This is a genomic window from Methylobacterium sp. P5_C11 (assembly GCF_054049775.1).
The window spans coordinates 63,067-88,603 of sequence record NZ_JBFULS010000002.1; the positions used below are offsets into that span (position 1 = coordinate 63,067).

Annotated in this window: 29 protein-coding genes; 14 read left to right on the top strand and 15 right to left on the bottom strand. The window is 70.2% G+C overall.

All coding sequences use genetic code 11. The annotated features are described in order from the left end of the window. The first annotated feature begins 76 nt into the window (after window positions 1–76). Window positions 77–2,545 (top strand): PBP1A family penicillin-binding protein, encoded by a 2,469-nt coding sequence (locus tag ACXJKQ_RS02115; protein ID WP_457104115.1) that lies wholly within the window; start codon window positions 77–79, stop codon window positions 2,543–2,545. 4 nt (window positions 2,546–2,549) lie between these two features. Here the strand turns inward: ACXJKQ_RS02115 and ACXJKQ_RS02120 are convergent, their stop codons facing one another. After that, complete coding sequence (locus tag ACXJKQ_RS02120) at window positions 2,550–2,978, bottom strand: DUF1810 domain-containing protein (RefSeq protein ID WP_457104116.1); 429 nt, start codon at window positions 2,976–2,978, stop codon at window positions 2,550–2,552. Window positions 2,979–3,081: 103 nt separating this feature from the next. Here ACXJKQ_RS02120 and ACXJKQ_RS02125 point away from each other — a divergent pair, with 103 nt between their 5' ends. Further along, complete coding sequence (locus ACXJKQ_RS02125; RefSeq protein WP_457104117.1) at window positions 3,082–3,465, top strand: hypothetical protein; 384 nt, start codon at window positions 3,082–3,084, stop codon at window positions 3,463–3,465. A 40-nt stretch (window positions 3,466–3,505) separates the two neighbouring features. Here ACXJKQ_RS02125 and ACXJKQ_RS02130 read toward each other — a convergent pair whose 3' ends face one another. Beyond that, window positions 3,506–3,775 carry a hypothetical protein gene (locus ACXJKQ_RS02130; protein WP_457104118.1) on the bottom strand — a complete coding sequence of 90 codons (270 nt, stop codon included), beginning with the start codon at window positions 3,773–3,775 and terminating at the stop codon, window positions 3,506–3,508. Between the two features lie 152 nt (window positions 3,776–3,927). Here ACXJKQ_RS02130 and ACXJKQ_RS02135 point away from each other — a divergent pair, with 152 nt between their 5' ends. From ACXJKQ_RS02135 to pcaD, 3 genes are all read left to right on the top strand, one after another. Further along, a complete protein-coding gene (locus tag ACXJKQ_RS02135; protein WP_457104119.1) occupies window positions 3,928–4,197 on the top strand; it encodes a DUF2061 domain-containing protein in 270 nt (89 codons plus the stop codon). 71 nt (window positions 4,198–4,268) lie between these two features. Continuing rightward, window positions 4,269–4,391 carry a hypothetical protein gene (locus tag ACXJKQ_RS02140; protein ID WP_457104120.1) on the top strand — a complete coding sequence of 41 codons (123 nt, stop codon included), beginning with the start codon at window positions 4,269–4,271 and terminating at the stop codon, window positions 4,389–4,391. A gap of 89 nt (window positions 4,392–4,480) precedes the next feature. Further along, a complete protein-coding gene (gene pcaD, locus ACXJKQ_RS02145; protein ID WP_457104121.1) occupies window positions 4,481–5,293 on the top strand; it encodes a 3-oxoadipate enol-lactonase in 813 nt (270 codons plus the stop codon). On the opposite strand, the gene ACXJKQ_RS02150 is transcribed toward pcaD, so the two are convergent. The 7 genes from ACXJKQ_RS02150 to ACXJKQ_RS02180 form a co-directional block, all read right to left on the bottom strand. After that, window positions 5,287–5,526 (bottom strand): hypothetical protein, encoded by a 240-nt coding sequence (locus tag ACXJKQ_RS02150; RefSeq protein ID WP_457104122.1) that lies wholly within the window; start codon window positions 5,524–5,526, stop codon window positions 5,287–5,289. The two genes, pcaD and ACXJKQ_RS02150, sit on opposite strands and share 7 nt — an antisense overlap. A gap of 514 nt (window positions 5,527–6,040) precedes the next feature. Next, on the bottom strand, window positions 6,041–6,454 hold the full coding sequence (locus ACXJKQ_RS02155) for an EF-hand domain-containing protein (protein ID WP_457104123.1): 414 nt from the start codon (window positions 6,452–6,454) through the stop codon (window positions 6,041–6,043). 648 nt (window positions 6,455–7,102) lie between these two features. Continuing rightward, window positions 7,103–8,722 (bottom strand): ABC transporter substrate-binding protein, encoded by a 1,620-nt coding sequence (locus tag ACXJKQ_RS02160; RefSeq protein WP_457104239.1) that lies wholly within the window; start codon window positions 8,720–8,722, stop codon window positions 7,103–7,105. Window positions 8,723–8,868: 146 nt separating this feature from the next. Continuing rightward, complete coding sequence (locus ACXJKQ_RS02165; protein WP_457104124.1) at window positions 8,869–9,930, bottom strand: MBL fold metallo-hydrolase; 1,062 nt, start codon at window positions 9,928–9,930, stop codon at window positions 8,869–8,871. A gap of 86 nt (window positions 9,931–10,016) precedes the next feature. After that, window positions 10,017–10,253 carry a DUF6894 family protein gene (locus tag ACXJKQ_RS02170; RefSeq protein ID WP_457104125.1) on the bottom strand — a complete coding sequence of 79 codons (237 nt, stop codon included), beginning with the start codon at window positions 10,251–10,253 and terminating at the stop codon, window positions 10,017–10,019. Window positions 10,254–10,357: 104 nt separating this feature from the next. Then, a complete protein-coding gene (locus ACXJKQ_RS02175) occupies window positions 10,358–11,488 on the bottom strand; it encodes a Rieske 2Fe-2S domain-containing protein (RefSeq protein ID WP_457104126.1) in 1,131 nt (376 codons plus the stop codon). A 330-nt stretch (window positions 11,489–11,818) separates the two neighbouring features. Further along, the gene (locus ACXJKQ_RS02180; protein ID WP_457104127.1) at window positions 11,819–12,448 is read right to left on the bottom strand and encodes an ATPase; all 630 of its coding nucleotides are present in this window, start codon (window positions 12,446–12,448) and stop codon (window positions 11,819–11,821) included. A gap of 312 nt (window positions 12,449–12,760) precedes the next feature. Here ACXJKQ_RS02180 and ACXJKQ_RS02185 point away from each other — a divergent pair, with 312 nt between their 5' ends. From ACXJKQ_RS02185 to rimM, 5 genes are read left to right on the top strand one after another with little or no spacing between them, the layout of a single operon-like run. Then, window positions 12,761–12,979 carry a glutathione S-transferase gene (locus ACXJKQ_RS02185; protein WP_457104128.1) on the top strand — a complete coding sequence of 73 codons (219 nt, stop codon included), beginning with the start codon at window positions 12,761–12,763 and terminating at the stop codon, window positions 12,977–12,979. 18 nt (window positions 12,980–12,997) lie between these two features. After that, the gene (ffh, locus tag ACXJKQ_RS02190; protein ID WP_457104129.1) at window positions 12,998–14,557 is read left to right on the top strand and encodes a signal recognition particle protein; all 1,560 of its coding nucleotides are present in this window, start codon (window positions 12,998–13,000) and stop codon (window positions 14,555–14,557) included. Continuing rightward, the gene (locus tag ACXJKQ_RS02195) at window positions 14,554–14,889 is read left to right on the top strand and encodes a chorismate mutase (RefSeq protein ID WP_457104130.1); all 336 of its coding nucleotides are present in this window, start codon (window positions 14,554–14,556) and stop codon (window positions 14,887–14,889) included. The genes ffh and ACXJKQ_RS02195 overlap by 4 nt, the downstream gene beginning before the upstream one ends. 3 nt (window positions 14,890–14,892) lie before the next feature. Further along, window positions 14,893–15,255, top strand: a complete 363-nt coding sequence (gene rpsP, locus ACXJKQ_RS02200; protein WP_457104131.1) for a 30S ribosomal protein S16 — start codon at window positions 14,893–14,895, stop codon at window positions 15,253–15,255. Between the two features lie 12 nt (window positions 15,256–15,267). After that, the gene (gene rimM / locus ACXJKQ_RS02205; RefSeq protein ID WP_457104132.1) at window positions 15,268–15,963 is read left to right on the top strand and encodes a ribosome maturation factor RimM; all 696 of its coding nucleotides are present in this window, start codon (window positions 15,268–15,270) and stop codon (window positions 15,961–15,963) included. Between the two features lie 37 nt (window positions 15,964–16,000). Here the strand turns inward: rimM and ACXJKQ_RS02210 are convergent, their stop codons facing one another. Continuing rightward, complete coding sequence (locus ACXJKQ_RS02210) at window positions 16,001–16,720, bottom strand: class I SAM-dependent methyltransferase (protein WP_457104133.1); 720 nt, start codon at window positions 16,718–16,720, stop codon at window positions 16,001–16,003. 75 nt (window positions 16,721–16,795) lie between these two features. Here ACXJKQ_RS02210 and trmD point away from each other — a divergent pair, with 75 nt between their 5' ends. Continuing rightward, window positions 16,796–17,539: a tRNA (guanosine(37)-N1)-methyltransferase TrmD gene (gene trmD / locus ACXJKQ_RS02215; RefSeq protein ID WP_457104134.1), complete on the top strand. Its 744-nt coding sequence runs from the start codon at window positions 16,796–16,798 to the stop codon at window positions 17,537–17,539. Here trmD and ACXJKQ_RS02220 read toward each other — a convergent pair. Beyond that, entirely contained in the window at window positions 17,497–17,676 is a 180-nt protein-coding gene (locus tag ACXJKQ_RS02220; protein ID WP_457104135.1) for a hypothetical protein, read from the bottom strand. The two genes, trmD and ACXJKQ_RS02220, sit on opposite strands and share 43 nt — an antisense overlap. Before the next feature lie 214 nt (window positions 17,677–17,890). Between ACXJKQ_RS02220 and ACXJKQ_RS02225 the strand changes: the two genes are divergently transcribed. Both ACXJKQ_RS02225 and aqpZ read left to right on the top strand, forming a co-directional pair. Beyond that, complete coding sequence (locus ACXJKQ_RS02225) at window positions 17,891–19,060, top strand: phosphoserine transaminase (protein ID WP_457104136.1); 1,170 nt, start codon at window positions 17,891–17,893, stop codon at window positions 19,058–19,060. Between the two features lie 462 nt (window positions 19,061–19,522). Next, on the top strand, window positions 19,523–20,263 hold the full coding sequence (gene aqpZ / locus ACXJKQ_RS02230) for an aquaporin Z (protein ID WP_457104137.1): 741 nt from the start codon (window positions 19,523–19,525) through the stop codon (window positions 20,261–20,263). 125 nt (window positions 20,264–20,388) lie between these two features. Here the strand turns inward: aqpZ and ACXJKQ_RS02235 are convergent, their stop codons facing one another. The 3 genes from ACXJKQ_RS02235 to tesB all read right to left on the bottom strand — a co-directional run bounded on the left by ACXJKQ_RS02235 (window position 20,389) and on the right by tesB (window position 23,508). After that, on the bottom strand, window positions 20,389–21,888 hold the full coding sequence (locus tag ACXJKQ_RS02235; RefSeq protein WP_457104138.1) for an ammonium transporter: 1,500 nt from the start codon (window positions 21,886–21,888) through the stop codon (window positions 20,389–20,391). A gap of 81 nt (window positions 21,889–21,969) precedes the next feature. Further along, window positions 21,970–22,308, bottom strand: coding sequence for a P-II family nitrogen regulator (locus ACXJKQ_RS02240; RefSeq protein WP_010683623.1), 339 nt, complete (start codon window positions 22,306–22,308; stop codon window positions 21,970–21,972). A 300-nt stretch (window positions 22,309–22,608) separates the two neighbouring features. Further along, a complete protein-coding gene (gene tesB, locus ACXJKQ_RS02245; protein WP_457104139.1) occupies window positions 22,609–23,508 on the bottom strand; it encodes an acyl-CoA thioesterase II in 900 nt (299 codons plus the stop codon). A 101-nt stretch (window positions 23,509–23,609) separates the two neighbouring features. Between tesB and ACXJKQ_RS02250 the strand changes: the two genes are divergently transcribed. Continuing rightward, a complete protein-coding gene (locus tag ACXJKQ_RS02250) occupies window positions 23,610–24,875 on the top strand; it encodes an FAD-dependent monooxygenase (protein ID WP_457104140.1) in 1,266 nt (421 codons plus the stop codon). A 115-nt stretch (window positions 24,876–24,990) separates the two neighbouring features. Here ACXJKQ_RS02250 and ACXJKQ_RS02255 read toward each other — a convergent pair whose 3' ends face one another. Further along, window positions 24,991–25,512: a cupin domain-containing protein gene (locus ACXJKQ_RS02255; RefSeq protein ID WP_457104141.1), complete on the bottom strand. Its 522-nt coding sequence runs from the start codon at window positions 25,510–25,512 to the stop codon at window positions 24,991–24,993. Window positions 25,513–25,537 lie beyond the last annotated feature (25 nt).

The window sequence follows — 25,537 nt, forward strand, 5'->3', positions numbered from 1 at the left end:
AGTGGGGGACACGGGATCGGATGCGGCTTAGAAGACGCCCTCGACCGGAAGGGCCGGTCCCGGAACCCGCAACGCGATGACGCCCGACGCGCCGGAACGCGCCCCGGCCGACGAGCCGAACTCGACGAGGCCGGTGCCTGCCACCGAGAGCCCCGACCCGCGCCTCGCCGCCCGGGAGGCAGGGCGCGCGGCCCGCGACCTGCTGCGTCACCTCTGGGCATTGATCGCCGCCGCCGGGCTCGGCGTCGCGCGCCTTGGCCGGAGCGTCTCCGCAGGCGCGGCCGAGCGTCTGGCCCGAGTGCGCGCGACCCGTCCGGCCGCACCGGTCGATCCGAGCCGCCCGGCCGTCGAGCCGCGGGTGCGGCGTCGCTGGCGGCCGCCGGCCCTCGCTCGCCTCGGGCGGCGCCCCGCCCTTCTCGTCGCCGGCGCCGTGATCCTGCTGCCGGTCCTGGCGCTCGCGCTGTTCCTGATCGCCGCGCTCGTGACCCTGCCGCCGCTCGGCGGCGCCGTGGTCGAGACCGGCCAGCGGGCGATCACCGTGGAGGCCGATGACGGCCGGGTCTTCGCCACCCGCGGCAGCTTCCGCGGCCAGAAGCTCACCGCCGCCGACCTGCCGCCGCACCTCGCCCAGGCGATCGTGGCGATCGAGGACCGGCGCTTCTACAGCCACTGGGGCATCGACCTCCGCGGCCTCGTCCGGGCGGCGTGGCGCAATTTCCGCGGCGGCGGCGTGCGCGAGGGCGGCTCGACGATCACCCAGCAATATGTCCGGCTGATCTCCCTCAACCAGGAGAAGACGCTCTGGCGCAAGGTGCAGGAGGCCATCCTGGCGCTGCGGGTCGAATCGACCATGAGCAAGGACGCGATCCTGCTCGGCTACCTCGATTCCGCCTATTTCGGCGCCGGCGCCTACGGGGCCGACGCGGCGGCGCGACGCTATTTCGGCAAGCCGGCCAAGGCCCTGAACCTGCCGGAATCGGCGATGCTCGCCGGGCTGGTGCGGGCGCCCTCGCAGCTCGCCCCGACGCGCAACCTCGGCGGCGCCAAGGAGCGGGCCGATGTGGTGCTCCAGGCCATGGTCGAGTCCGGCGCGATCACGCAGACCGAGGCGGATGCGGCGCGCAAGCAGAGCGTGACCCTGAAATCACCCCCTGAGGCGCCGCCCGGCACCAACTACTTCCTCGACGTGATCGCGGGTGACGTGAAGCGCCTCGCCGGCACCGACGGCGACATGACGGTGCGCTCGACCCTCAACCTCGACCTGCAGAGCCTCGCCGAGGGTGTCGTCGCCCGCCGCCTCGACAAGGACGGCGCCCGCCGCAAGGTCGGCCAGGCCGCCATGGTGGTCCTGTCGAAGGAGGGGGCGATCCTCGCCATGGTGGGCGGCCGCGACTACGAGGACAGCCAGTTCAACCGCGCCGTCCAGGCCAAGCGGCAACCCGGCTCGCTGTTCAAGCTCCTCGTTTACCTGACCGCCTACGAGAAGGGTTACACGCCGGACTCGGTGCTCGTCGATCGCCCGGTCCAGATCGGCGAATGGGAGCCCGAGAACGACGACGGGCGCTACCGCGGCTCGGTGCCCCTGCGGACCGCCTTCGCGCTCTCGATCAACACGGTCGCCGCCCAGCTCGGACAGGAAGTCGGTATTCCGGCGGTGATCGCCACCGCGCGCAGGCTCGGGATCCAGTCGGACCTGCCGAACGTGCCGAGCCTCGTCCTCGGCTCCGGCGCGGTCAGCCTCTTGGAGATGACCCGTGCCTACGGCTCGGTCCTGTCCGGGCGAACCCCGCTCCAGGCCTACGGAATCCAGGCGATCCGGGGCGGGGCGCCGCAGCCGCTCTACGTCCGCACGGACCCGGCGCCGGGCTCGACGCTGGCGCAGGGGCCGCGCACCATGATGCTCGATTCGCTGCAGGCGGTGGTGGAATCCGGCACCGGCCGCGCCGCGCGGGTGCCGGGCCAGATCATCGGCGGCAAGACCGGGACGAGCCAGGATTTTCGCGATGCATGGTTCGTCGGGATGACCCCCGACCTCGTGGTCGGAATCTGGGTCGGCAACGACGACGACAGCCCGATGAACCGCATGTTCGGCGGGGAGATGCCGGCCGGGATCTTCCACGACTTCGTCCAGCGCGCCGCGGAGAAGCTCGCGAAGGGCAAGCCCCGCCCCTCGGCGGAGCGGGCCGAGCCGGCCCGGGCGCCAACGCCCGCGGCGGAGCCCGTCGCGGCCGGCGAGATCCGCGGCGTGCCGGATGTGATCGACACCGGCACGCTGAACCTGCGCGGGCGCGTCGTCCACCTTCTCGGCGTCGTCGGTGAGCGCGGGCATCTCGCCCGCCAGCTCGCCAGCTACCTGCGCCGCCGCGAGGTGGTCTGCACGGGGATCGCCGACGGGGCGACGGCCCGATGCCGCATCGAGGGCGACGATCTCGCCGGGCTGATCCTGGCGGCGGGCGGGGCGCGGGCGTCGGAGGATGCGCCGCCGGACCTCCTCGGCGCGGAGGAGCAGGCCCGCGCGGAGCGCGTCGGCCTGTGGGGGCGGTGAGCCGCTAGGCCGCCCCGAGCTTCGCCAGCGTCCGCGGATCGGGGGCGCCGTCGAAGTAGCGTGCCAGCGCTTCGGCGAAGAGCGGCTCCCCGGGCACGGCGCGGGCGAACAGCGTCATGCTGGAGCGGAACTTCAGGTCGTCGGGCGATCCGAAGATCGCGTGGGCCGACCGCCCCGCGACGGCGTTGACCGCCGCCGTGCAGGCACGCAGGCGCGCGCCCAGCACCGGATGCGCCGCATAGGCCTCGGCCTCCCCCAGGGATCCGATCGCGTAACGCTGCGCCATCGGGCTCGCGCCCAGCCCGGCGATCTGCGGAAAGACGAACCACATCCAGTGGCTGCGTTTCGCGCCAGCCTTCAGCTCCACCAGGGCGCGGTCGTAGACCCCGTCCTGCGCGGCGACGAAGCGTCCGAGGTCGTAGGCGTCGGTCATGGTGCTGCTCCGATCGTCCGGTCCCGCTTCCTCGATAGCGCTCCGCCGGCCCCCGGGGCGGGCCGCCGCAGACGCAGCGTCCGGATTGGTGTAAACGCCGCCCATGCTCGGAACGCTCGTCGCCTTCATGGTCGCGAATCCGGCGATGAGCCATGCCATGACGGCGATCCTCGAGACCGTCGGCATGGCGGCCGCGCTGATCCTCCTGCGCAGCCCCCGCCCGGAAGGTATCGCGGCCCTGGTCGTGTCGACCTATTATTACGGCCGCGAGGCCGGCCAGCGGGAGCATGACATCAAGCATGCCGGCTGGGATGCCGTGCAGGCGCATCTCGGCGCCGAGTTCCTGTACGGGTGGTCGCTGCCCAACCTGCAGCAATGGGTGGCCCCGACCTGTGCGGCCTGGGCGGTCGCGAGCCTGATCTTCCTGTTCCGGTCGCGAACGGCGCGCGCCGCCACCGTTCGGGTGCTGAGACCCGGGCCGCCCTGAAGCGTGCGGACGAGCCGGGTTCGGCCCCGGCCTTCCGTGCTCAGGCGTGCAAGAGCGGACCATCCGACGGTCCGATCTCACTGCGGTCGCCGAGAAGCCGCCGTCCCGAGGCGATGATCTGGACGGTCTCGCGGCTGCCGCACTCGCGGCGCGCGAGGGCTTCCAGGTCGCGCAGGTAATCGATCACCGGGCGCCGCTCCCTGTCGCCGCGGCCGATCACCGGCTCGACCTTGGCGGTCACCAGCCCGGCAACCGACTCCCAGAATTCCGCCGGGCGGATTTCGGCGTTGTCGATCGAAGGTTCGTGCATCGCTCGTACCCTCCTGATTTGCAGCCGCCGTTGTCGAGCGCTTCATCGGCGCGCGCATTGACCCATGTTGGACCCGGCGCGCCGATCCGCGCCCATGCCGGACGGCTCGCGGCATCGTCATCCCGGGGTGGGGCGGAGGCAGCGAGACGGCCATGACCGGTCGCGCCGCCGCGCGTTTGTCTCGGATGGATCTGAGGGAGGCCGCCTGCACGCCGACGATATGTCAGCCCATCGCCGCCCCATCCCCGGGAAACAGCCGACCGCCGCCCGGGGAGTATCGCGTCCGCTCGATCGCCAAAGCCGTGAGCTTGCGCGTCGTCGGAAGTCTCGACACGCTGCTGTCCTATCTATTCACAGGGACCGTCCTGATCGCCGGCTCGATCGCCTCGACCGAGACTGCGACGAAGACGCTTCTGTACTAGCTGCACGAGCGCGGATGGGGCTTCATATCCCTGGGCCGCGCGTGAGCGACGAAGCCGTCGGGGAGTTCGCGATGCCCTCCATCATCGAAACCTTCGACAAGCGCACCTCCAAGACATCCGGCGCGCGAAGCGGGCCGAGTTCGAGGATGCAGGCGCCGATCCTGTCGGGACGGCCGGCCTGTTTGAGCGCGTGATGATCACGCGCTGGCGCAGACCCACTCGCGCCGGCACCTGCTTCCTGCCGGCGTCCCACCCCTGAAAGCCACGGACCGGAGTGAACAGCATGCCACAGATCGATGTCGGGGGAATCGGGTTCCGCTATCTCCTCGAAGGCCCCGGGGACGCACCCGTGGTCGCGTTCTCGAACTCCCTGGGTGCGACCCTGGAGATGTGGGATGGGGTTCTCCCCGCGCTCGCCGGGCACTTCCGCACGCTGCGCTACGACACGCGCGGCCATGGCGGCTCCGAGACCCGCGACCGGCCGACGGAGGTGGTGGACCTGGCCCGAGACCTCGCGGGCCTGCTCGACGCCCTCGGAATCGGCCGCGCCCACCTGGTCGGTCTCTCGCTGGGCGGCATGACCGTGCAGGCTCTTGCGAGCGCCGAACCCGGTCGCGCGCTCAGCGCGACTCTGATGGCGACGGCCGCCTACATGCCGAGCGCGCAGAGCTGGAACGAGCGCGCCGCGACCGTCCGCGCTCAGGGGACCGCGGCCGTGGTCGAGGCGACGCTGGGGCGCTGGTTCACGGCGGATTTCGCGCGGAACAATCCCGCGGCGATCCAGGCCGTCCGCGAGCGGTTCATCGCCTGCGATCCGGTCGGCTACGCGGTGAGCTGCGGCGCGATCGGGCGCATGGATCTACGGCCGGCCCTGCCTGCCATCGCAGCCCCGACCCTGGTGATCGCCGGCCGCGACGATCCCTCGACGCCCCCGGCCATGGCAGAGGAGATCTGCGGCGGCATCGCCCAGGCCGAACTCCTCGTCCTGCCCCGCGCCGCGCATCTGCTGGCCGTGGAGCGCGCCGAAGCCGTCGGCCGGTATCTGCGCGCCTTCCTGGACCGGGCTGCGCTGGAGGCGCGGCCGACGCGTCAGTGACAGGGTATGCCGGCCTCGGCGGGCGACATCCCGCGCGCCAGTCTCCGCCCGGTGTGCAACAGGGCCTTGCCGATGAGGGCGAGGGTCAGCGGGTCACCGTCCTTCGCCGCGAGGCCATAGGCGATCAGCAGACTGTCGCCGATCTCACCGAGCAGATCCGCCGAACCGGGATCCGGATCGACGGCCTGAGCGTCGCTCTCGGCACCGACCGTCGCCCCGTGCCCGTCACCCACCGGCCGTCCCGCCCCAGTCTCCCGCGACGCATCGGTGATGGCGCTCGTACCTGCCGGTTGAATCGTATTCGCTCCGTCCCCGGATCGGTTATTGCGCATCGTGTCGGTCCCTCAACCTCCCTCAGGTTGCACCCACAGGTTGCGGACCGTCAACTGCGTCAGCACGTCCCGAATGAGCGGTCGAGCGTCGCAGCTCGCGCCCTGTTCACCACGCCCGACCTTCCGCCAAGCGCGCGTCACACAGGTGAATTTCGGCTGACAGGCGCCCGAGAAGTCGGGTGCCCCACGACGTCGCCATCCTAAGCCACACGCCAAGGCAGCGACGGGGGCGTGGCAACGATCACGCCTGGACCGTCAGGCTCGAGACGCGATCAAAATTCAACTTTTAGATGCAGCGTCCAGAAATCTGCAGCCTGTAGAGGAGCTGGAGGACCGCCGGATACGCAACAAGGCCCCCGCGATGTTGTCGCGGGGGCCTTGCTCGTTCGCGCTCCTACGGACCGCCGGGTCGGGTTTACTTGATGAGGGCGAGCAGCGACTTGCCGGCCTTCGAGTTCAGCTCCTTGGCATCCAGCGTGCCGTCGCCGTCCGGATCGGCCAGCTTGAAGCGCTCGCCGACAGCCGCGAGGTATTCCTTCTTGTCGAGGGTGCCGTCGCTGTCCGGATCGGCCTGCTTCACACCAGCCTGGCTGAGGCGACCTTTCAGCTCGCGGGTATCGAGGGTGCCGTCGGCATCCTTCTCCAGCCGGTCGAAGGTCGCGGAGGCAACCGCCTCTACTTCCTTCAGGTCGACGGTGCCGTCGTTGTCGGTGTCGATCATCTTGACGGCGCTGGTGCCGCTTGCCGGCTTGGCCAGGGCGGCCGGGACAGACAGGCCGCACACCGCCAGGGTCACTGCCGCGAACCCACTGATGAAACGAAGGGTCATTGCCAAATGCTCCTAAAAAATGCTGCCCGAACTTCCTAGTCATCGAGGTGGCGTGCTGCAAGTGCGAAATGAGCCGATGCGGGCGGCTCGGTGCGTCCTGGGGCTGTCGCGTCAGGGGCGGGGTGACCGGGCTCGGCCGGTGACGCTGGTGGTACCCCTGTCGGCGGAGGGCGAACGGCGCGTCGATAGCCTTTCGGAAGCCACACCAGCACATGGATCGGCGGTCGTCATCGAATCACGCAGGCAGGAATTCCAACCGGCATCATCGGGCGAGATCCGGCCGACACACGACGCGCAGGACGTCGGAAGCGTGTCCAAGCGCCGCCTGATCATACCAAGTCGGTGGCTTCAACTCCTTGCGACGCCGCACATCGGTTCGAAAGGCTGGCATCCACGGCGTCGGACTGCGTCCTCGCCGCGGGTTCGGAGGCCCGCACTCTGGCCGTCTGGACCGAACGCGATTCGCTGCGGTGCAGCAATCGCAATGGAGGCGGCCCCGGGGGACGTCGGAAAGATCGGCGGCCCGCACGGCGTCGGTTGGCCGGCTGCCCGGGACTCGCCGTCCTGCGCGAAGACCCGGCCGGGTCTTCGCGATCATCTTGTTCACCCGTCCGTCTCCCACTTCCGGGCGAGACGGGTCCGAGCGGATCAGGCCAGCGTCGCCAGATCCTGAAACCAGTGCTGTGCCTGGACATAGTTCTTCACCCGCGGCGACAGGGCATGCGGGTTGGTGTCGTGGACCACCCAGACCTGCACGGCGTCGTCGACGACGATCTCGTGGATGCGGGCCAGCAGCTTGTTCTGTTCCGTCACGTCGAGGCTCGCCTTCACCTTGTCGCAGAGGGCATCGACCTCGGGATTGCGGTAGTGGCTCCAATTCACCCCGTTCGGTGCGATCTGCCGCGAATCGTAGAAGCGCAGGATCGCGTAGAACGGGTCGGAGGTGACATAGGCAATGTTGCCGGCGCTCACGCCCTTGAGGCTCGGATCCGCGGCGCCCTGGCGCCACGCCGTGTAGGCCACTTCCAGTTCGACGGTCTTGAACTCGACCTGGATGCCGACCTCCGCCAGGCTCTGCTGCACGAATTCGTTGATCGGCAGCGACAGCATTTGCCCGGTGCCGCCGGTCGGGATCAGGATCGTAGCCTTCACGGGGTTCTTCACCGAGAAGCCGGCCTCCTCGACGAGCTTGCGCGCCGCGTCGACGTCGGTCTTGATCTTGAAGCCCGGCTTACCGAACCACGGACTCGATTCCTGGACCTGCCCAACCGCCGGCTGCGCGAGGCCGCCCATCAGCTCGACGACGCCCGCGCGGTCGATGGCGAGGTTGGCGGCCTTGCGCAGGCGCAGGTCGCGCCAGGGCGACCCCTCCAGCATCGACAGGTGGTAGTTCCAGACATGGGGCGTGTCGTTGCCCACGACCCGCATGCCCGCGGCCTTCAGGCGCGGGACCGCATCGGGCGCCGGCGCCTCGATCAGGTCGACGCTGCCCGACAGGAGCGCGTTCACCCGGGCGAGATCCTCCGGCACGCAGGTGAGGGTCAGCTTCGCGAGCTTCGGGACGCGTTTCGGGTTCCAGTAACCGGCGTTCGGCAGCAATTCGAGGCGCACCCGCGGCACCAGCTGTCCCATCCGGAACGGCCCCGTCCCCGAGGGCTCGAAAGCGAACTTCGCCCAGTCCTTGCCGACTTTCTCGTACTGCGCCGGCGAGGAGATCAGGAACCAGAGCATCTGGTAGGGGAACAGGCTGTCCGGGCTTTTCGTGATGACCTGGATGGTCTTGGCGTCGAGCTTCCGGTAGCTCGCGACCCCGGGCAGGCGGGGGCGGACCTGAGCCGCCTGCCGCTGGTCGAAATGCGGTGCCTCCTTGTTCAGCACCTTGTCGAAGTTCCAGATCACCGCGTCGGCATCGAAGGCCGAGCCGTCGTGGAAGGCCACGCCCTCCCGCAGGTGGAACGTCCAGACCTTCGGATCGGCCGGATCGGCTTCCCACGCGGTGGCGAGACCGGGCACCATCTTGCCAGGCCGGTCCGAGACATCAAGTTCCCAGGCGACCAGGGGATCGTAGAGGGTCAGGCCGGTGAATTGGTATCCGCCCGCGCCCCGGTCCGGCTGGCCTGTGGTGAGCGGCAGATCGGTCATCGAGATGCCGTAGGTCAGGGTGCCGGGGGCCGCGCCCTGCGCGCCGGCCCGGCCCGCCGCCCCGAACGCGGCCAGGGCGACGCCCCCGGCCATCAGTGAGCGGCGTGTCGGCTTGATCGGGTCCATCATGTCTCTCGGCTGAAAGCGGATGCGCTGCACGGAGCGCCCTCGCCCTCAGGCGCGCCGCGGCGCTGCCCGGGCCGTGACCTCATGCTGCATACAGTATGATGCACGCATCGTGCCCAACCGCCGGAGCCCGGCGGCCGGGGCGTTCACGCCTGCCAGACCTGGCCGGGCCTCAGGGCCACGAACCGTTCGGCCGGGATATCGGCGTCGAAGAGCGCGGCCGACAGCGCCTCCGCGGGACGCTCGACGCCCTCGTCGGTGAGCTGAAACGTGCCCCAATGGTGCCCGAGGGCCTGCTCGCCGCCGAGCAGCGCGAAGGCGGCCACCGCCTCGTCCGGGTTCACATGCTGCGCCTGCATGAACCAGCGCGGCTCATAGGCGCCAATCGGCAGGGTCGCGAGCCGGGGCGGGCCGAAACGGGCTCGGATGTCGCGGAAGAGCGCGCCATCGCCGAAGCCGGTGTCGCCCACATGGTAGTGCACGCCGCGGGGCGAGGTGATCACGAAGGCGCACCACAGCGCCATCCGCCGGTCGTTGACGCCCCGCGCCGACCAGTGGTTCGCCGGCGTCAGGTGGACCTGCAGGCCGTCGCCGAGATCGACCGACTGCCCCCAGTCGCGGGTCTCCACGTGCATCGTGTCGTCGTAGCCGCGCAGGATCGCGTCGTTGCCGAGCGGCGCGACGATCAGCGGCTGGTGCGCCTGCCAGATCCGGGCAAGGCTCGGCCCGTCGAGATGGTCGTAGTGATTGTGGGTGATCAGGACCGCATCGATCGGGGGCAGGTCGGCGAAGGCGATGCCCGGCGGGTTGACGCGCTTGGGACCGGCGAAGCGGACCGGGCTCGCGCGCTTGGCGAAGACCGGATCGATGAGGATGTTGCGGCCGGCGACCTGCACGAGGTAGCTCGCATGGCCGATCAGCACGACCCTCAGGCCGGCGACGCGCTCGGGCGGACGATCGGCCGGATAGGGGCTGGGAACGCTCTTCGGCCAGGTTTCGCGCTGCCGCTTGGCCTGCCAGCGCAGCACGTCAGGCAGCGACTTGTCGGTGGCCTGATCCGGCAGGAAGAAGCGCAGGCCGTCGAAATGATCGGAGGTCGGCCCGCGGTAATAGGGATTTCGGCCGCGCCGATGCGCGGCATAGCCGACTCCGCCGAGCGTCATCACCGTGGCCGCACTCGCGACCGTGAGCAGGCTGCGCCGTTTCATGGACCGGAGATGGCAGGAAGCGCGTCCCGGTCAAGCGCCCGGGCGGCGCGGCGGGGCGCCTCAGGCGTGCCGGGACGCGGTCGGGCTTATTCGACCAGCTCGGCGGCGAGCGACAGGCGCGCCCGGTAGACCACCTTGCCGACTCCGTTGCGGACGCAGGCGACGTAATCCTGCCGCTCGACATCCGGCAGCATGTCGCGGGCGATCGCCGACATGATCCGGGTCACCTTGGCGCGGGCCGCCGGCAGGTCCGGCAGGTCGAACCCGACCTCATCGTGGATCGGCTGTGAGCCGTCGTGCAGGTCGATGAAGAAGCGAGGCATCGGCGCGAAGCGTCTCAAGGAGAAGTAATCTGCCGGGAAGATTGGTCTCGCTATGGTTAATAACGTCTTACATTCGGCGTCCGAGGGTGACGCCGGGCCTCCGGTCAGGAGCGCCAGCGCAGCTCGCGGCGCTCCAGCGGATTGGCAAAGGGACGCCGGTCGCGGGCCGATTCGAGCGCCTCGCGCTTGAGCCGGAAATACCATTGCGACGGCAGGTCACCCTGGCCGAACAGGACCATGGTGGGCTTGCGGTCGAGCCCATCCTGGGCGTGCTGGAGCACCTGCTGGTCCTGGGTCAGGAACTGGCGCATCAGCGGACGCGCGATCGGCTTGAGCAGGTTCAGGACCGGCATGCTCCAGTAGAGGACGTTCGTGAGCAGCGTCCGATCCGGCGTCAGCGGCGTCGCGAAGGTGTAGTTCGCCACACACTTCTCCCCCGCGCGGATGCGCTCCAGGCGCACCCCCGGCAGGCGGAACTCGATCTCGACCTCGGGCACCCCGCCGAGCAGCCGGTAGACCGGCGAACTCGTCGTGGTCGCGTGGCTCGTCATGACGAAGCCGTGCGGCACCGGCTGAAAGGTCTTCACCTTCTCGCGGAGCTGCTTCGAGGGGCGGAACCACCAGGAATCGTGGACGAAGGCGACGTGACCGGGATCGACGAGGCTCAGGGTCGTGAGGTCGAAGGAGGCCTCGACCTCCAGTTCGACGACGAGGGACCCGGCCGGCTCGAAATCCAGCTCCGGAACCGCCGGCACATCTCCGGCGGCGGAGCCCAGATGCGGGTTCACCCAGAGGAAGCCGGCGCTCTCGCGAACGGGAAAGCGCTGGACCTGGATGCGGGAGAAGTCGGCGACATCGTGCTCCGACAGGGTCGGCACGTCGCGACAGCGTCCGTCGGTGCCGAAGCGCCAGCCGTGGAACGGGCACATGAGCGTGTCCCCGTCGAAGCGGCCCTTCGACAGGGCCATGCCGCGGTGGGGACAGCGGTCGCGCAACGCGAAGGGCGTGCCGTCGGGGGCGCGGCCCAGCACGATCTGCTCCCCGTTCAGGGCCACGGCCCGCAGGCCCGACGTCCCGGCCAGCCGGCCCCCCGACCGGCCGAGGCTTCGGGACTGCCCCACGCAGTACCATGCATTGCCCAGGGGCTGGCGCATCGCATCGGGGTCGAGGGCGGCCTCGTCGGCGACAGGCGGCGGATCGGCGAGGGACGCGGTCAAGGCGGTTCGGGCTGCCATCGGGACGCCCGTCATACGCCCCGGGGAAGGAGCGGGAAAGCGCCGGCCGGGGGAGGACAAACGGGCGCAGGCCCGGGACTTCACAAGCCCGGCGCGGCCACCTACCTTCGCGTCATCCGCAACCAACGAAAGGAGGTGATCCAGTGTCTCATTGTCATCAGCCGTGTGTCTCGGCTCATCGGACCTGGACCGTCGCCTCCGGCGCGTCGCTCTAAGACGCGTCAGAGACCCGATCTCGGGACGGTTCCGCCGGACGACACGGTTCGGCAATGGAAGGGCCACCCTCTCGGGTGGCCCTTCGGCATTTCAGGGTGCGGTTTCGGCCGGCCGTCAGCGACGCTGGGCCTGGAACAGCGGTTGGGCCAGCGCCTCCGTCCGGGCGCGCCACAGGTCACGCTCCTCGCGCAGGACGTCGCGCTCGCCCGCCAGAGCGAGCCGCTCGGACCGCAGCGCATCGCGCTCTGCGACCGCCCGGTCGCGCTCGGCCCGCATCTCCTCGCGCTCGATCCGGAACCGCTCCCGCTCGCCGCGGAACTCGTCGCGCTCGATGCGGATCTCCTCCTGCTCGGCCCGCAGATCCTCGAGCGAGCCGATCTCCTCCCGGATGTGCTCGCGGAGGATTCGGATCTCATCCGCAAGAATTGCCTGCAGCTCGTCCTGGCGCTCGGCCTCGACCCGGAGCTTGGCCTTGAGCATCAGGTTCTCGGCCATCAGCTCGGCGATGTCGGGATCCTCGATCGCAGCCCGGGGCGCCTCGGCCGGCTGCACGACCCGGGGCGACCACGCCGCGTCGCCGGCGCGAACCCGCTTGGGTTCCGGCAGGGGCTCCTCGGGCCGCGCCTCGACGCGCAGCTCCGACGGCGCCTGGGCCTTCATCGCCGCAAGCCAGTCGCGCAGCGGACCGGTCGCAGGAAAGTTGCCGGACTCCGGCGGCGTGAGAGAGCGGGCGGGTTCCGACATCGGCGGGCGTCCTGAGCGAATACGGACCGAAGACAATCCCAACATGCTTAACGATCGGTAAAAGTTAACTCCGCCCGCTGACCCAATTCCGGGCTTCGGGCTCGCGCAGCGGACCGGCACCCCGGCGAAAAATTGACTTTCCGCCCGGGTGCGGCTACGCCCCGCCCTCCCGATCCGTTGCAGATCGACCCGTTCCAAGCCGACCGGTCCCCAGAGGCCGGAGGTCAACGCCCGACAGCGCGTCCGCGCCCTCGGGCGCGATGGGCGTTGGGCCGATCCGCGGCGACGGGACCCGCCGGGCGAGGCATCCGCATGACGCGAGAGCAAGAAGCGTTGAACATCGAGGACGCGATCAACGAGACCTGCCCCTGGTCGGGCAAGCCGATCTCGGCCGATTCGCTGACCCTCTACAACGGCGCCGTGGTGGGATTCTGCAACCCGGATTGCCGGGACAAGTTCGCGAGCGCCCTGCGCAGCTTCGAGGCCGCCCTCCAGGCGCGCCGCGTCGAGCGCGCCGGCCTCGAACAGTAACGGCGGGACTTCAGAATCATGTTCGAAGGCCTGTCCGACCGCCTCTCCGGCATCCTCTCGGGACTGACGCGCCGCGGCGCGCTCACCGAGGCCGACGTCACCGCCGCCATGCGCGAGGTGCGCCGTGCCCTGCTGGAGGCCGACGTCGCCCTGGAGGTGGTCCGCGGCTTCACCGACCGGGTGAAGGAGAAGGCCGTCGGCGCCGTCGTGCTCAAGTCGGTGACGCCCGGCCAGATGGTCGTGAAGATCGTCAACGACGAGCTCGTGGCGATGCTCGGCACCGATGCCGAGACGGTCGACCTCAACGCCCCCGCCCCGGTGCCGATCCTGATGGTCGGCCTGCAGGGCTCGGGCAAGACCACCACCACCGCCAAGATCGCGCGGCGCCTCTCCGACCGCGAGAAGCGCAAGGTCCTGCTCGCCTCCCTCGATACGCGCCGCCCGGCCGCCATGGAGCAGCTCGCGGTCCTGGCGAAGCAGGTCGGCGTCGAGTCCCTGCCGATCATCGCCGGACAGTCGGCGGTGCAGATCGCCAAGCGCGCCATGGATGCCGCGCGGCTGGGCGGCTTCGACGTGGTCATGCTCGACACCGCCGGCCGCACCACCGTGGACGAGGCCCTGATGGCCGAGGCCGCCGAGGTGAAGGCCGCGACCCGGCCCCACGAGGTGCTGCTGGTCGCCGACGCGCTGACCGGCCAGGACGCGGTCAACACCGCCCGCGCCTTCGACGAGCGCCTCGGCGTCACCGGCATCGTCCTGACCCGGATGGACGGCGATTCCCGCGGCGGCGCGGCCCTGTCGATGCGCGCCGTCACCGGCAAGCCGATCAAGCTCGTCGGCGTCGGCGAGAAGGTCGACGCGCTGGAGGAGTTCCACCCGGCCCGCGTGGCCAACCGCATCCTCGGCATGGGCGACATCGTCTCCCTCGTCGAGAAGGCGGCCGAGACCATCGACCACGAGCAGGCGCTCCGCACCGCGGAGAAGATGCGCAAGGGCAAGTTCGATCTCGAAGACCTGTCCATGCAGCTCGGCCAGATGGAGAAGATGGGCGGCATCGGCGGCCTGATGGGCATGCTGCCCGGCATGGGCGCCATCAAGAAGCAGGTCGAGGGCGCCAACCTCGACGAGAAGATGTTCAAGCGCCAGCGGGCGATCATCTCGTCGATGACCCCGCAGGAGCGGAAGAACCCCGACCTCCTCAAGAACAGCCGCAAGAAGCGCATCGCGGCGGGCTCGGGGGTCGACGTCTCGGAGATCAACAAGCTCCTGAAGATGCACCGGACCATGGCCGACATGATGAAGGCGATGGGCCAGGGCAAGCGCGGGATCGGGCAGGCGCTCGGCTCGATGTTCGGCCTGGGCGGCGGCGGGATGGGCGGCATGCCCGGCCTTCCCCCCGGCATGCCGGAGCCGACGCCGGAGCAGATCGCGCAGCTCGAGAAGCAGTTCGGCGGCAAGCTGCCTCCGATGCCGCCGGGCCTGGGCGGGGGCGGGATGCCCAAGATGCCGGGTCTTCCCGGCCTCGGCGGTCCGAAGCTTCCGGGTCTCGGCGGGTTCATGCCGGGGAAGAAGAAATGAGCCTCCTCTCCGCTCAAGCCGTAGATCCCGAACTGGCACGCCTGCGCGACAGCATCGACAATTTCGATGCGGCGCTGATCCATCTCCTCGCCGAGCGTTTCCGCTGCACGCAGCGGGTCGGCGAGTTGAAGGCCCGAAAGGGGATCCCCCCTTCCGATCCGGACCGGGAGGCCCGTCAGGTCGCCCGGCTCCGCAAGCTCGCGGTCGACGCCAATCTCGACCCCGATTTCGCCGAGAAGTTCCTGGCCTTCGTGGTCAAGGAGGTCATCCGGCACCACCAGTCGATCGCGGCGACGCACGAGTCGGCGACCGACACCGAGAGAAAGTCCTAAGTCATGGCCCTCAAGATCCGTCTCACCCGCGGCGGCGCCAAGAAGCGCCCCTACTACCGTATCGTCGTCGCCGATGCCCGCGCCCCGCGCGACGGCCGCTTCATCGACAAGGTCGGCGCCTACGACCCGATGAAGGCCAAGGACGATCCGGCCCGCATCGTGCTCGACAACGAGAAGATCCAGGGCTGGCTCGCCAAGGGCGCGCAGCCGACCGACCGCGTCCTGCGCTTCCTGGATCAGGCCGGCCTCGCCAAGCGCCCGACCCGCAACAACCCGCAGAAGGCCGAGCCCGGCGAGAAGGCCAAGGAGCGCGCCGCCAAGCGGGCCGAGAAGGCCACCGCGCCCGCCGAGGACGCCGCCGCGTAAGGCGCCTCGATCATGGCGCGCCGCCCCGCAGGTCCCTCCCCCCGCGACGGCGGCCGCCGTGGCCGCTTGAATGCGGCGATCGGCGCGATCGCGCCCGACGCCGCGACATCGCCCAAGGCGCCGGCCCAGAAGCCGGCACCGCAACCCGCGGCCTCCGACCCGAACCTCGTCCTCCTGGGCGAGTTCGGGCGGGCTCACGGGCTCAACGGCGAAGTCCGGCTGAAATCCTATACCGCCGACCCGTTGGCGATCGCCGGCTACGGCCCGCTCCTGACCTCCGACGGACGCACGGTCACGCTGTCGACGGTGCGCACGGCGCCGGGGTCGTCGCCCGACATGCTGATCGCCCGGGTGACCAGCGTCAGCGCGCGCAACGCCGCCGAGGCCCTCAACCGCGTCGCGCTGTTCGTCCCCCGCGACCGCCTCGCGAAGCCCGAGGATGACGACGAGGTCTATGCCGCCGACCTCCTCGGGGCCACGGCCGTGGACGAGGCCGGGACCGTCGTCGGAACGGTCGTCGCGGTGCCGAATTACGGCGGCGGCGACCTGCTCGAACTGCGCCCCGCCGCCGGCGGCGCGACCGCCCTCCTGCCATTCACCAAAGCGTTCGTGCCGGTCCTGGATCTGGCGCAGGCGCGCGTGACCGTGGTCCTGCCGGACGACTTCTTCGCGCCGGCGGGCGAGAAGCCGGCCGACGATCCTGGCTGAGGCGGCTCGGGGCATCCCGCTCCGGGATCGGAGCCGCTCAGCGCGGCGTCGCGGCGTCCCGACACGGGCGAATCGAGGACGGGCTCGGTCGGTCTTCGGGGGCGGGCGCCGCGAACACCGCCAGATAGGCGCCCCCGTTCAGGGGCTGGAATCCCGTCTCCCGGTAGCCCGCAGCGGCCAGCTCGCAGCGCAGGAGTGCCGGCGGCGTGCCGTGTCGGGAGGGGATGTCGTCCGCGTCGACGATGCCGATCCGGCCGCCCGGACGCATCGCCGGGGCGAGATTGTGGAGGAGCCCGAAGGGCTGGGCGATTTCGTGGTACATGTGCACGAGGATCGCGGCATCTACGGAAGCCGGGGGCAGGCGTGGGTCGTGCGGCTGGCCCCGCACCACGGTGACGTTGCCGAGGCCTGTCACCCGCCGTTCCAGGCTCGTCAGGTAGGCGGGGGTGACGTCCTCGGCCAGGACCCTGCCGCCCGGTCCGACCCGGGGACTCAGGCGCATCACGTAATAGCCGCTGCCGGCGCCGATATCGGCCACCGTCTCGCCGGGGGCGATGCCCATCCCGCGGGCGACCGCATCGAATTCGCCGGCCTTGTCGCGCGCGGCCTCCGACGACCATTGCGGTGCCACGATCTCGGCCACCGGCCGGTCGGGTTTCGGGAATGCCCCCGCAGGGGCGCCCGGAGGTGACAGAGACCCCGCCGCCAGGGCCGGTCCCGCCAGCAGGGCGGTGAGGAGGAGTGCGCGCCGGATCATCGCCGACAACCCGCCGCGGGGCCGAACGGTGCCCGCACCGTTGACCGTGCCGCACCCCGCGCGCGATCAAGCGCCATGACGCGCGCGGAAACGCCCTGGCGGGCCACGATCCTCACCCTGTACCCGGAGATGTTTCCGGGACCCCTCGGCCTGTCGCTCTCGGGCGATGCCCTCGCCCGGGGCGACTGGAGCCTGGAGGCCCGCAACATCCGCGAGCACGGGCTCGGCCGTCACCGCTCGGTGGACGACACCCCCGCCGGCGGCGGCGCCGGAATGGTGCTGCGCTGCGACGTGCTGGCCGCCGCCATAGACGCCGCGACGGGGGACGACGACCCGCGTCCCCGGCTGCTGATGTCCCCCCGCGGCCGGCCGCTGAGCCAGGCGCGGGTCCGTGCCCTGGCCAACGGAGCGGGCGTGCTGATCGTCTGCGGCCGGTTCGAGGGTGTGGACGAGCGCGTGATCGCCGGGCGCGGCCTGGAGGAGGTGTCGATCGGCGACTACGTCCTCTCCGGCGGCGAGATCGCCGCCCTCGCGGTGCTCGACGCCTGCGTCAGGCTCCTGCCCGGGGTGATGGGCAAGGCACAATCGGGCGTCGAGGAGAGCTTCGAGGGCGGGCTCCTCGAATACCCCCACTACACCCGGCCCCGCGACTGGGAGGGGCGGCCGATCCCGGACGTGCTCTCGGGGGGCAACCATGCCGCCATCGCCCGCTGGCGGCGGGCGGAGGCCGAGCGGCTCACCGCCGAGCGGCGGCCGGATCTGCCCGGAGCCTCCGATCAGGCGGCCTCCAGATCGATCACCGGGCCGTCGAGATCGTAATCCAACGGGTCGAGCAGCAGCGGCTGCGGCACCGGGCGTTCGAGTCGGCTCGCGAAGGCGAGGCTGGCCGTTAACGCACCGATAACCACAAGCAACGCGGACCAAACCGCCAATATCGCGGCGCTGGGAAGAGTCATAAGCGTACCTCAAACGCAACACGGTACAGCATTAAGGGTAACGGCTCGCGATTAATCGACTGTTCCCGGCCTCCGGACAGGCTGTCCCGGGCAGGGTCAAGCGGCGAAGACTGCTTGCGGGACAGACGCTTGCAAGCCGGCCGGTTTGGGCGCATGCGCGGATCCGGGAACTCCTCCCCACCGAGGAGCGCCCATCTGCAAGGATGGATCCGACATGACCAGCCGCCCCACGCAGCGACCGCGCGTGCCCCATTTCTCCTCAGGCCCCTGCGCCAAGCGTCCGGGCTGGACCCCGTCCGTCCTGGTCGACGCCGCCCTCGGCCGGTCGCACCGCTCGCCCCTCGGCAAGGCCAAGCTCGGCCGGGCGATCGACCTGACGCGCACGGTCCTGCAGGTGCCCGCCGACTACCGGATCGGCATCGTGCCCGCCTCCGACACCGGCGCCGTCGAGATGGCGATGTGGACGATGCTCGGGCCGAAGCCCGTCGAAGTCGCGGCCTGGGAAGCGTTCGGCAAGGAGTGGGTGACCGACGCCCTCAAGCAACTCAAGATCGATCCGCGCATCCACCAGACTCCCTACGGCGTGCTGCCGGATCTTGCGGCGATCGACACGAAGCGCAGCGACGTGGTGTTCACCTGGAACGGCACGGCGGCCGGGGTGAAGGTGCCGGACGGCGACTGGATCGCGTCCGACCGCGAGGGCCTGACGATCTGCGACGCCACCTCGGCGGCCTTCGCGCAGCCACTGCCCTGGGACAAGCTCGATGTCGTGACGTTCTCCTGGCAGAAGGTGATGGGCGGCGAGGCGGCACACGGCATGCTGGTCCTCTCGCCCCGCGCCGTGGCGCGCCTGGAAAGCCACGTGCCGGCCTGGCCGCTGCCGAAGGTCTTCCGCCTGACGAAGGACGGCAAGCTGATCGAGGGCATCTTCAAGGGCGACACGATCAACACGCCCTCGATGCTGGCCGTCGAGGATTACCTCGACACCCTGGCCTGGGCGGAGCGGATCGGCGGCTTGCGCGCGCTCCACGCGCGGGCCGACGCCAACGCCCGGGTGATCTACGACTGGGTCGCGCGTACCCCTTGGATCGCGCCCCTCGCCGTCGACCCCGCCACCTATTCGAACACCGGCGTCTGCCTCGTGATCGCCGACCCGGACGTGCTCACCCGCGGCGATGCGGCCGTCTCGGCCTTCGCGGCGGGGATCGTGGAGCGCCTCGAGCGCGAGGGCGTCGCCCTCGACATCGGCGCGTATCGCGACGCGCCGGCCGGGCTGCGGATCTGGTGCGGCGCGACGGTCGAGACGGCGGATCTCGAAGCGCTGACGCCCTGGCTCGATTGGGCGTTCGCGGAAGAGAAGGCGGCTCTGACGCGGGCGGCGTGACGGGGGCCTGACGGCGTCGAGAGCGACGCCTTTCCCCGACGGCCGGGGTTCGCATCGCGGCGGGACGCGCCAAAGCGAGCCCCGCGCATCCACGAACCGGCGGCCGTGATCCGTCAGGATCCGCGACAGGACCTGGAGCCCCGCTTCACGGTGCGCCCGTCGCGGCGGCGGACCCTGACTGGGCCAGCCCTCCGGTCCGAGAGGTGCCCCACGCGCGGCACGACCTGCCGCTGCCGGCATCGCGCAACCTGACCAAGACGTCGAATGTGCTCACGATGCAGTGCACGGAGCGCCCGTGCGGGTGCACGCGCACGGGTTGAATCCACACCGAAACCGTGCAGTATTCAAACCCATCGATCGAACCAATACAGCAAAGATTAAATATCGCGCTGCGGAAAGCGCCTCTTACGAGCCAGAGATCAGGAACACGTTCCCCCAAACCAGAAATCGAGAGGTCCCGCCATGGATCACGACACGATGCGCAGGGCGACCGCCGAGCTGTTCGGCACCTTCTGGCTCACCTTCGGCGGATGCGGGGCGGCGATCCTGTCGGCGGCCTTTCCGGAACTCGGCATCGGCTTCCTCGGCGTGGCCTTCGCGTTCGGCCTCACCGTGCTGACGATGGCCTACGCGGTCGGGCACATCTCGGGCGGACACTTCAATCCGGCGGTGACGCTGGGCCTCTGGTCGGCGAAGCGGTGCGCGAACCGGCACGTGCTTCCCTACATCGCCGCCCAGGTGATCGGGGCGATCCTCGCGGCAGGGGTGCTCTACACGATCGCAGCCGGCAAGGCCGGCTGGATCCCGAACGGATTCGCGGCGAACGGGTACGGCGATCTCAGCCCCGGCAAATACAGCCTCACGGCCTGCCTCGTCACCGAGTTCATGACGACGTTCTTCTTCGTGTTCATCATCGTTGGCACGACCTCGAAGGGTGCGGCCGTCGGCTTCGCCGGGATCCCCATCGGCTTCGCCCTGGTCCTGATCCACCTCGTCTCGATCCCGGTGACCAACACCTCGGTCAACCCGGCTCGCAGCACCGGTCCGGCCCTGATCGCGGGCGGCGCCTACGTCACGCAGCTCTGGCTGTTCTGGCTGGCGCCGATCCTCGGGGCGATGACCGCCGGAGCGATGGGGCGGTGGTTCTACGAGCCCGCGGACGTGGTGGAGACGCGCGTGATCGAGAAGCGCGCGGTGGCCTGAGAGTCGCGCGCGATCTTGATGCACGGCACCGCCGCCGGAGGCCCAGACATGAAAGACCCCGGCCCACGCGGAGCCGGGGTCTTTCCGTTCGGGAGGCACGGCCCCGCAGGGCCGCGCCGTCCGTCTCAGTAGTTGTAGGCGCGCTCGCCGTGATCGGCGATGTCGAGGCCCTCGCGCTCCTCCTCCTGCGTGACACGCAGGCCGATCGTCACGTCGACGAGCTTGTAGAGGATCGCCGAGCCGAGGCCCGACCACAGGAGCGTCAGGCCGACGGCCTCCGCCTGGATGATGAGCTGGCTCATCATGTCGTAGGCGCCGACCGCCAGTTCGCCCGGCTTGGAGGTGTAGTCGGGGATGCCGACGCCGCCGAGGTTCGGGTCGACCAAGATGCCGGTCGCGAGCGCGCCCAGGATGCCGCCGATGCAGTGGACGCCGAAGACGTCCAGCGAATCGTCGTAGCCGAGGGCGTTCTTCACGGTGGAGCACATCACGAAGCAGACCACGCCGGCGACGAGGCCCAGCACGATCGAGCCCATCGGACCGGCGAAGCCCGAGGCCGGGGTGACGGCGACGAGGCCGGCGACCGCGCCCGAGAGCATGCCGAGCAGCGACGGCTTGCCCTTGAGCGCCCACTCGGCGAACAGCCACGCCACCGCGGCGGCGCAGGTCGCCACGAAGGTGTTGAGCATGGCCAGCGCGGCGGTGCCGTTGGACTCGAGGTTCGAGCCGGCGTTGAAGCCGAACCAGCCGACCCACAGGAGCGAGGCGCCGATCATGGTCATGGTCAGGGAGTGCGGGGCGAGGAGATCGCGGCCGTAACCGATGCGCTTGCCCATGATCAGGCAGCCGACGAAGCCGGCGATACCCGCGTTGATGTGGACCACGGTGCCGCCCGCGAAGTCGAGGGCGCCCTTCTGGAAGAGGAAGCCCGCATCCTTGTTGACCGCGTCGAGGGCCGCCTGGGCGGTCGCCTTCGAGGCGTCGTCGGTGGCGGCGGCCAGCGCCTTCGCGGCGTTGCCGACGGCATCCGGGCCGGCCCAGTACCAGACCATGTGGGCCATCGGGAAGTAGATGACCGTGACCCAGAGGATCGTGAACACCACCAGCGCGGAGAACTTCATCCGCTCGGCGAAGGCGCCGACGATCAGCGCGGGCGTGATCATGGCGAACGTCATCTGGAAGCACAGATAGGCGTATTCGGGGATCACGACGCCGTTCGAGAAGGTCGCCACGGTCGAATTGGCGTCGATGCCCTTCAGGAACGCCTTCGAGAGGCCGCCCACGAAGTCGTTGAGGCCGCCACCGTTGGTGAAGGCGAGGCTATAGCCGTAGAACACCCAGAGCAGGCCGACGATCGACACGATCGCGAACACCTGAGTGAGCACCGACAGCATGTTCTTAGTGCGCACGAGGCCGCCGTAGAACAGCGCGAGGCCCGGGATGCTCATCATCAGCACCAGGGCCGACGAGATCAGCATCCAGGCCGTGTCACCCTTGTTGGGGATCGGCGACGGCGGCGGTGACGCGGCTTCCGGAGTCGGCGTCTGGGCGAGGGATGGCTCGATCAGGAGGGCGGCGATGGCCGCCCCTCCCAAGCCGAGCATGAGGGCGTGACGAAGTTTCATGGGCACGTGGCTCCCGGTCTTAAATCCGTGTTGGTTCAGGAGGTCTGAGACTCTGCAGGCCCGGGCGCGCCGGGCCGCGGATCAGAGGGCGTCGGCGTCGGTCTCGCCGGTCCGGATGCGCACCGCCTTCTCCAGCGGCATCACGAAGATCTTGCCGTCGCCGATCTGGCCGGTGCGGGCGGCTCCCGCGATGGCGTCGATGACGCTCGATGTCAGGTCGGAGGCGACGGCGACCTCGATCTTCAGCTTGGGCAGGAAGCTGACCGCGTATTCCGCGCCGCGGTAGATCTCGGTGTGGCCCTTCTGCCGGCCATAGCCCTTCACCTCCGTCACCGTCAGGCCATGGACGCCGATACCGGTGAGCGCGTCGCGCACCTCCTCGAGCTTGAACGGCTTGATGATGGCCATCACGATTTTCATGGGCGACGCCCCCTTCGAAGTCCCTGGGAACCGTTGCCGTCACCCGACTTGCAGGACGACCCGGCCCGGATCGTCCGCAGGCTCGGGATGGCCCGCGGTTGGAAGCCGCTATTCAAGGACTATGCCAGGCAAGCTTGACCGGGAACATTTTCACCGATCGTCATTCTGCCCATGGATTAGCCCGTCTGGGCCAGATCCCGGGCAGGCCACGGGGATCGATCGCACAACGATGAGGCAATCGGTGAAAAATTGTGCATCCCCGGCCGTTGCGAGTTCGCAACACACGGATGAGATCGCGCTTTAATCCCTGACGGGGCGGATCAGCCCTTCCTGCGCGACCGAGGCCACGAGGTTCCCGCTTCGGTCGAAGATCTGACCCCTGGCGAAACCGCGGGCGCCCCCCGCGACCGGACTGTCCTGCGCATACAGGAGCCAGTCGTCGATCCGGACGGGGCGATGGAACCAGAGGGCATGGTCGAGGCTCGCGGCCTGGATCGTCGGATCGAACACCGAGCGCGCATGCGGGATCAGCGAGACGTCGAGCAGGGTCATGTCAGAGGCATAGGCCAGCACGGCCCGGTGCAGTGCCGGGTCGTCCGGGAGCGCCGAAGCCGCTCGCAGCCAGACATTGAAGACCGGCTCGGGCGGGCGGCCGCCCGCTCCGGCGGGGAGATAGCGGTTCAGGTCGACCGGACGGAGCGCGATCGGGCGCTCCCGTCCGAAATAGGCCGCGATGGCCTCCGGCATGTCGGTCCCGCCGGCCGATGCCAGGGCCTTGCCGTCGAGGAGCCCCTCCGGCCCCGCCACTTCCGGCATTGCGGGCTGGTGCGTGAGGCCGTCCTCCACGACCTGATAGGAGACTGTCGTGGCGAAGATCGCCCGACCATGCTGGATCGCCTTCACCCGGCGGGTGGTGAAGCTGCGCCCATCCCGGATGCGCTCCACCTCGTAGACGATGGGCGTCCGGGGATCGCCCGGCAGCAGGAAGTAGGCGTGCAGCGAGTGGGCCGGGCGATCGTCCGGAACCGTCCGGGTCGCGGCGACGAGGGCCTGCGCCACCACCTGCCCGCCGAAGACCCGACGCCACCCGGTCTTGGGATTCTGCCCCCGGAACAGGTCGACCTCCAGGCGCTCCAGGTCGAGGATGGCGATCAGTTCGGCGACGGCATCCGTCATCGCGTCGGTGTTGGCGTCGGTCATGACCCGCGGGGTTTCCGTTCGTTGTCCGCGTGCGACATAGGCTTTTCAGACGAACCAATCCACGCGTCCCGCACGCGCGAACCACACCGGAGATCCGAGCCATGACGGCCGAGACGCCCCGACCCGGCAGCCGCAGCCTCCTGATCGCCGGCGGCGGCCTCCCCAGCCTCGCCCTGGCGCTGGCCCTCAAACAGGCCCACGGCCCGGCGCTCGCCGTGACGGTGATCGATCCGGGCGCGGCCGATCCCGGGCGGCATCGCGGCCGCGCCTACGCCCTCGCGGCGGGCGGCCGGCGGATGCTGGGACAGCTCGGCCTGTGGACGCGTGTCGTCGGCGCGGCCGAGCCGATCGTCCAGATGGTGATCAGCGACAGCCGCCTCGCCGATCCGGTGCGGCCCGTCTTCCTCACCTTCGGGGGGGAGCACGAGGAAGACCGCGACGACGGTGAGCCCTACGCCCACATGATCGAGGCCGAGCCCCTCGCCGAGGCCCTGGGCGAAGCCTGCCGCGCGGCGGGGGTGTCGTTCGTCGACGCGGCCGTGGTGCGCGCGACGCCGGCGGGCGCCGCGATCCACGCGGTGCTGACGACCGGCGACAGTTTGCGGGGCGACCTGCTGGTGGCCGCCGACGGCGCGCGATCGCGGCTGCGCGAGGCGGCGCGGATCGGCTGGGTCGGCTGGTCCTACCCGCAGGTCGGTATCGTGGCGACCATCGGTCACGCGCGGCCGCATGGGGGGCGCGCCTTCGAGCATTTCCTGCCCGCAGGCCCGTTCGCGATCCTGCCCCTTCGGGACGGGGGCGCGCTGGGGCATCGCTCCTCCATCGTCTGGACCGAGCGGGCGGACGAGGCGGAGGCCCTGCTCTCCGGGGAGCCCGACGAGGTACTCCGGGAGATCGAGCGGCGGTTCACCCTCGATCTGGGCGACCTCGTTCTGGAACACGGCCCGAGCCGGCATCCGCTGTCCTTCGGCATCGCCCGGGCCTTCCGGGCCGAACGCCTCGCCCTGCTCGGCGACGCCGCCCACGTGATCCACCCGATCGCCGGCCAGGGTCTCAATCTCGGGCTCGCGGATGCCGCAGCGCTTGCTGAAGCCGTGACCGGCGCGCTGCGCCTCGGACTCGATCCCGGCGGTCCCGACATCCTGCGCGCCTACGAGCGTGCACGGCGGTTCGACAGCTTCGCCATGGCGGCGGCCACCGACGGATTGAATCGCCTGTTCTCGAACGACGCCCTGCCTCTGCGGCTCGCCCGCGACCTCGGCCTCGGCCTCGTGGACCGGCTGCCGGGGCTCAAGCGCTTCTTCATCGGTGAAGCCTCGGCCGCGCGCGGGTCGCGGCCGAGGCTGATGCGGGGGGAGGCGCTGTGAGCCTCGGGTCCGAGCCGCGTACGCAGCCAGGCGGCAGCTTGGCATCGCGGCGGGTTCGCGGCCTCCCCCTGCGCTGCCCCTGAGGTCGCCGGCCGCGCCCGACCGGTCGTGGCTCTCAGCCCGTGACCAGCGCGCGGACCCGGCGAACCCAGCGCATCGAAGCTTCGACCAGGGTGGGGCTGCGATGCTTGAGGATTGCGGACTTCAGGAGGTTCCCGGGCACGTCCCAGAGCTGGACGGACCCGACCGGGAAATGCGCCACATCGCCCGGGGTGAGGTGATGCCGCTTGCCATCCGCCTCGGTGATGAAGACCTCGCCGTCGAGGATCGTGATGATCTCGTCGGCGCCATGGGTCCAGCGGAAGGTGCTCGCCGTGGTGCGCCAGAGATAGACCTGCGCGCTGCCGTCATGGGTCTCCGACACCGTTGCGACCTCGGTGACGGGGCTGCCCGCGACGATCCACTCCGCCGGGATCGGTGAAGGGCTGAAGGCGGCGGAGCCGGGCCGGATCGCGGTCCCGGCGACCGGGCGCGCCTGCTCGTGCAGCCGGATCTCCGCATGGACACCCGCGCCGGCCAGGAGGAGGGCCGCGGCGACGAGGAACTTCTTCACGGTCAGCTCCGGAGCGCGGTCCACGGGGGCCTTTCGAACGGCGCCGGCA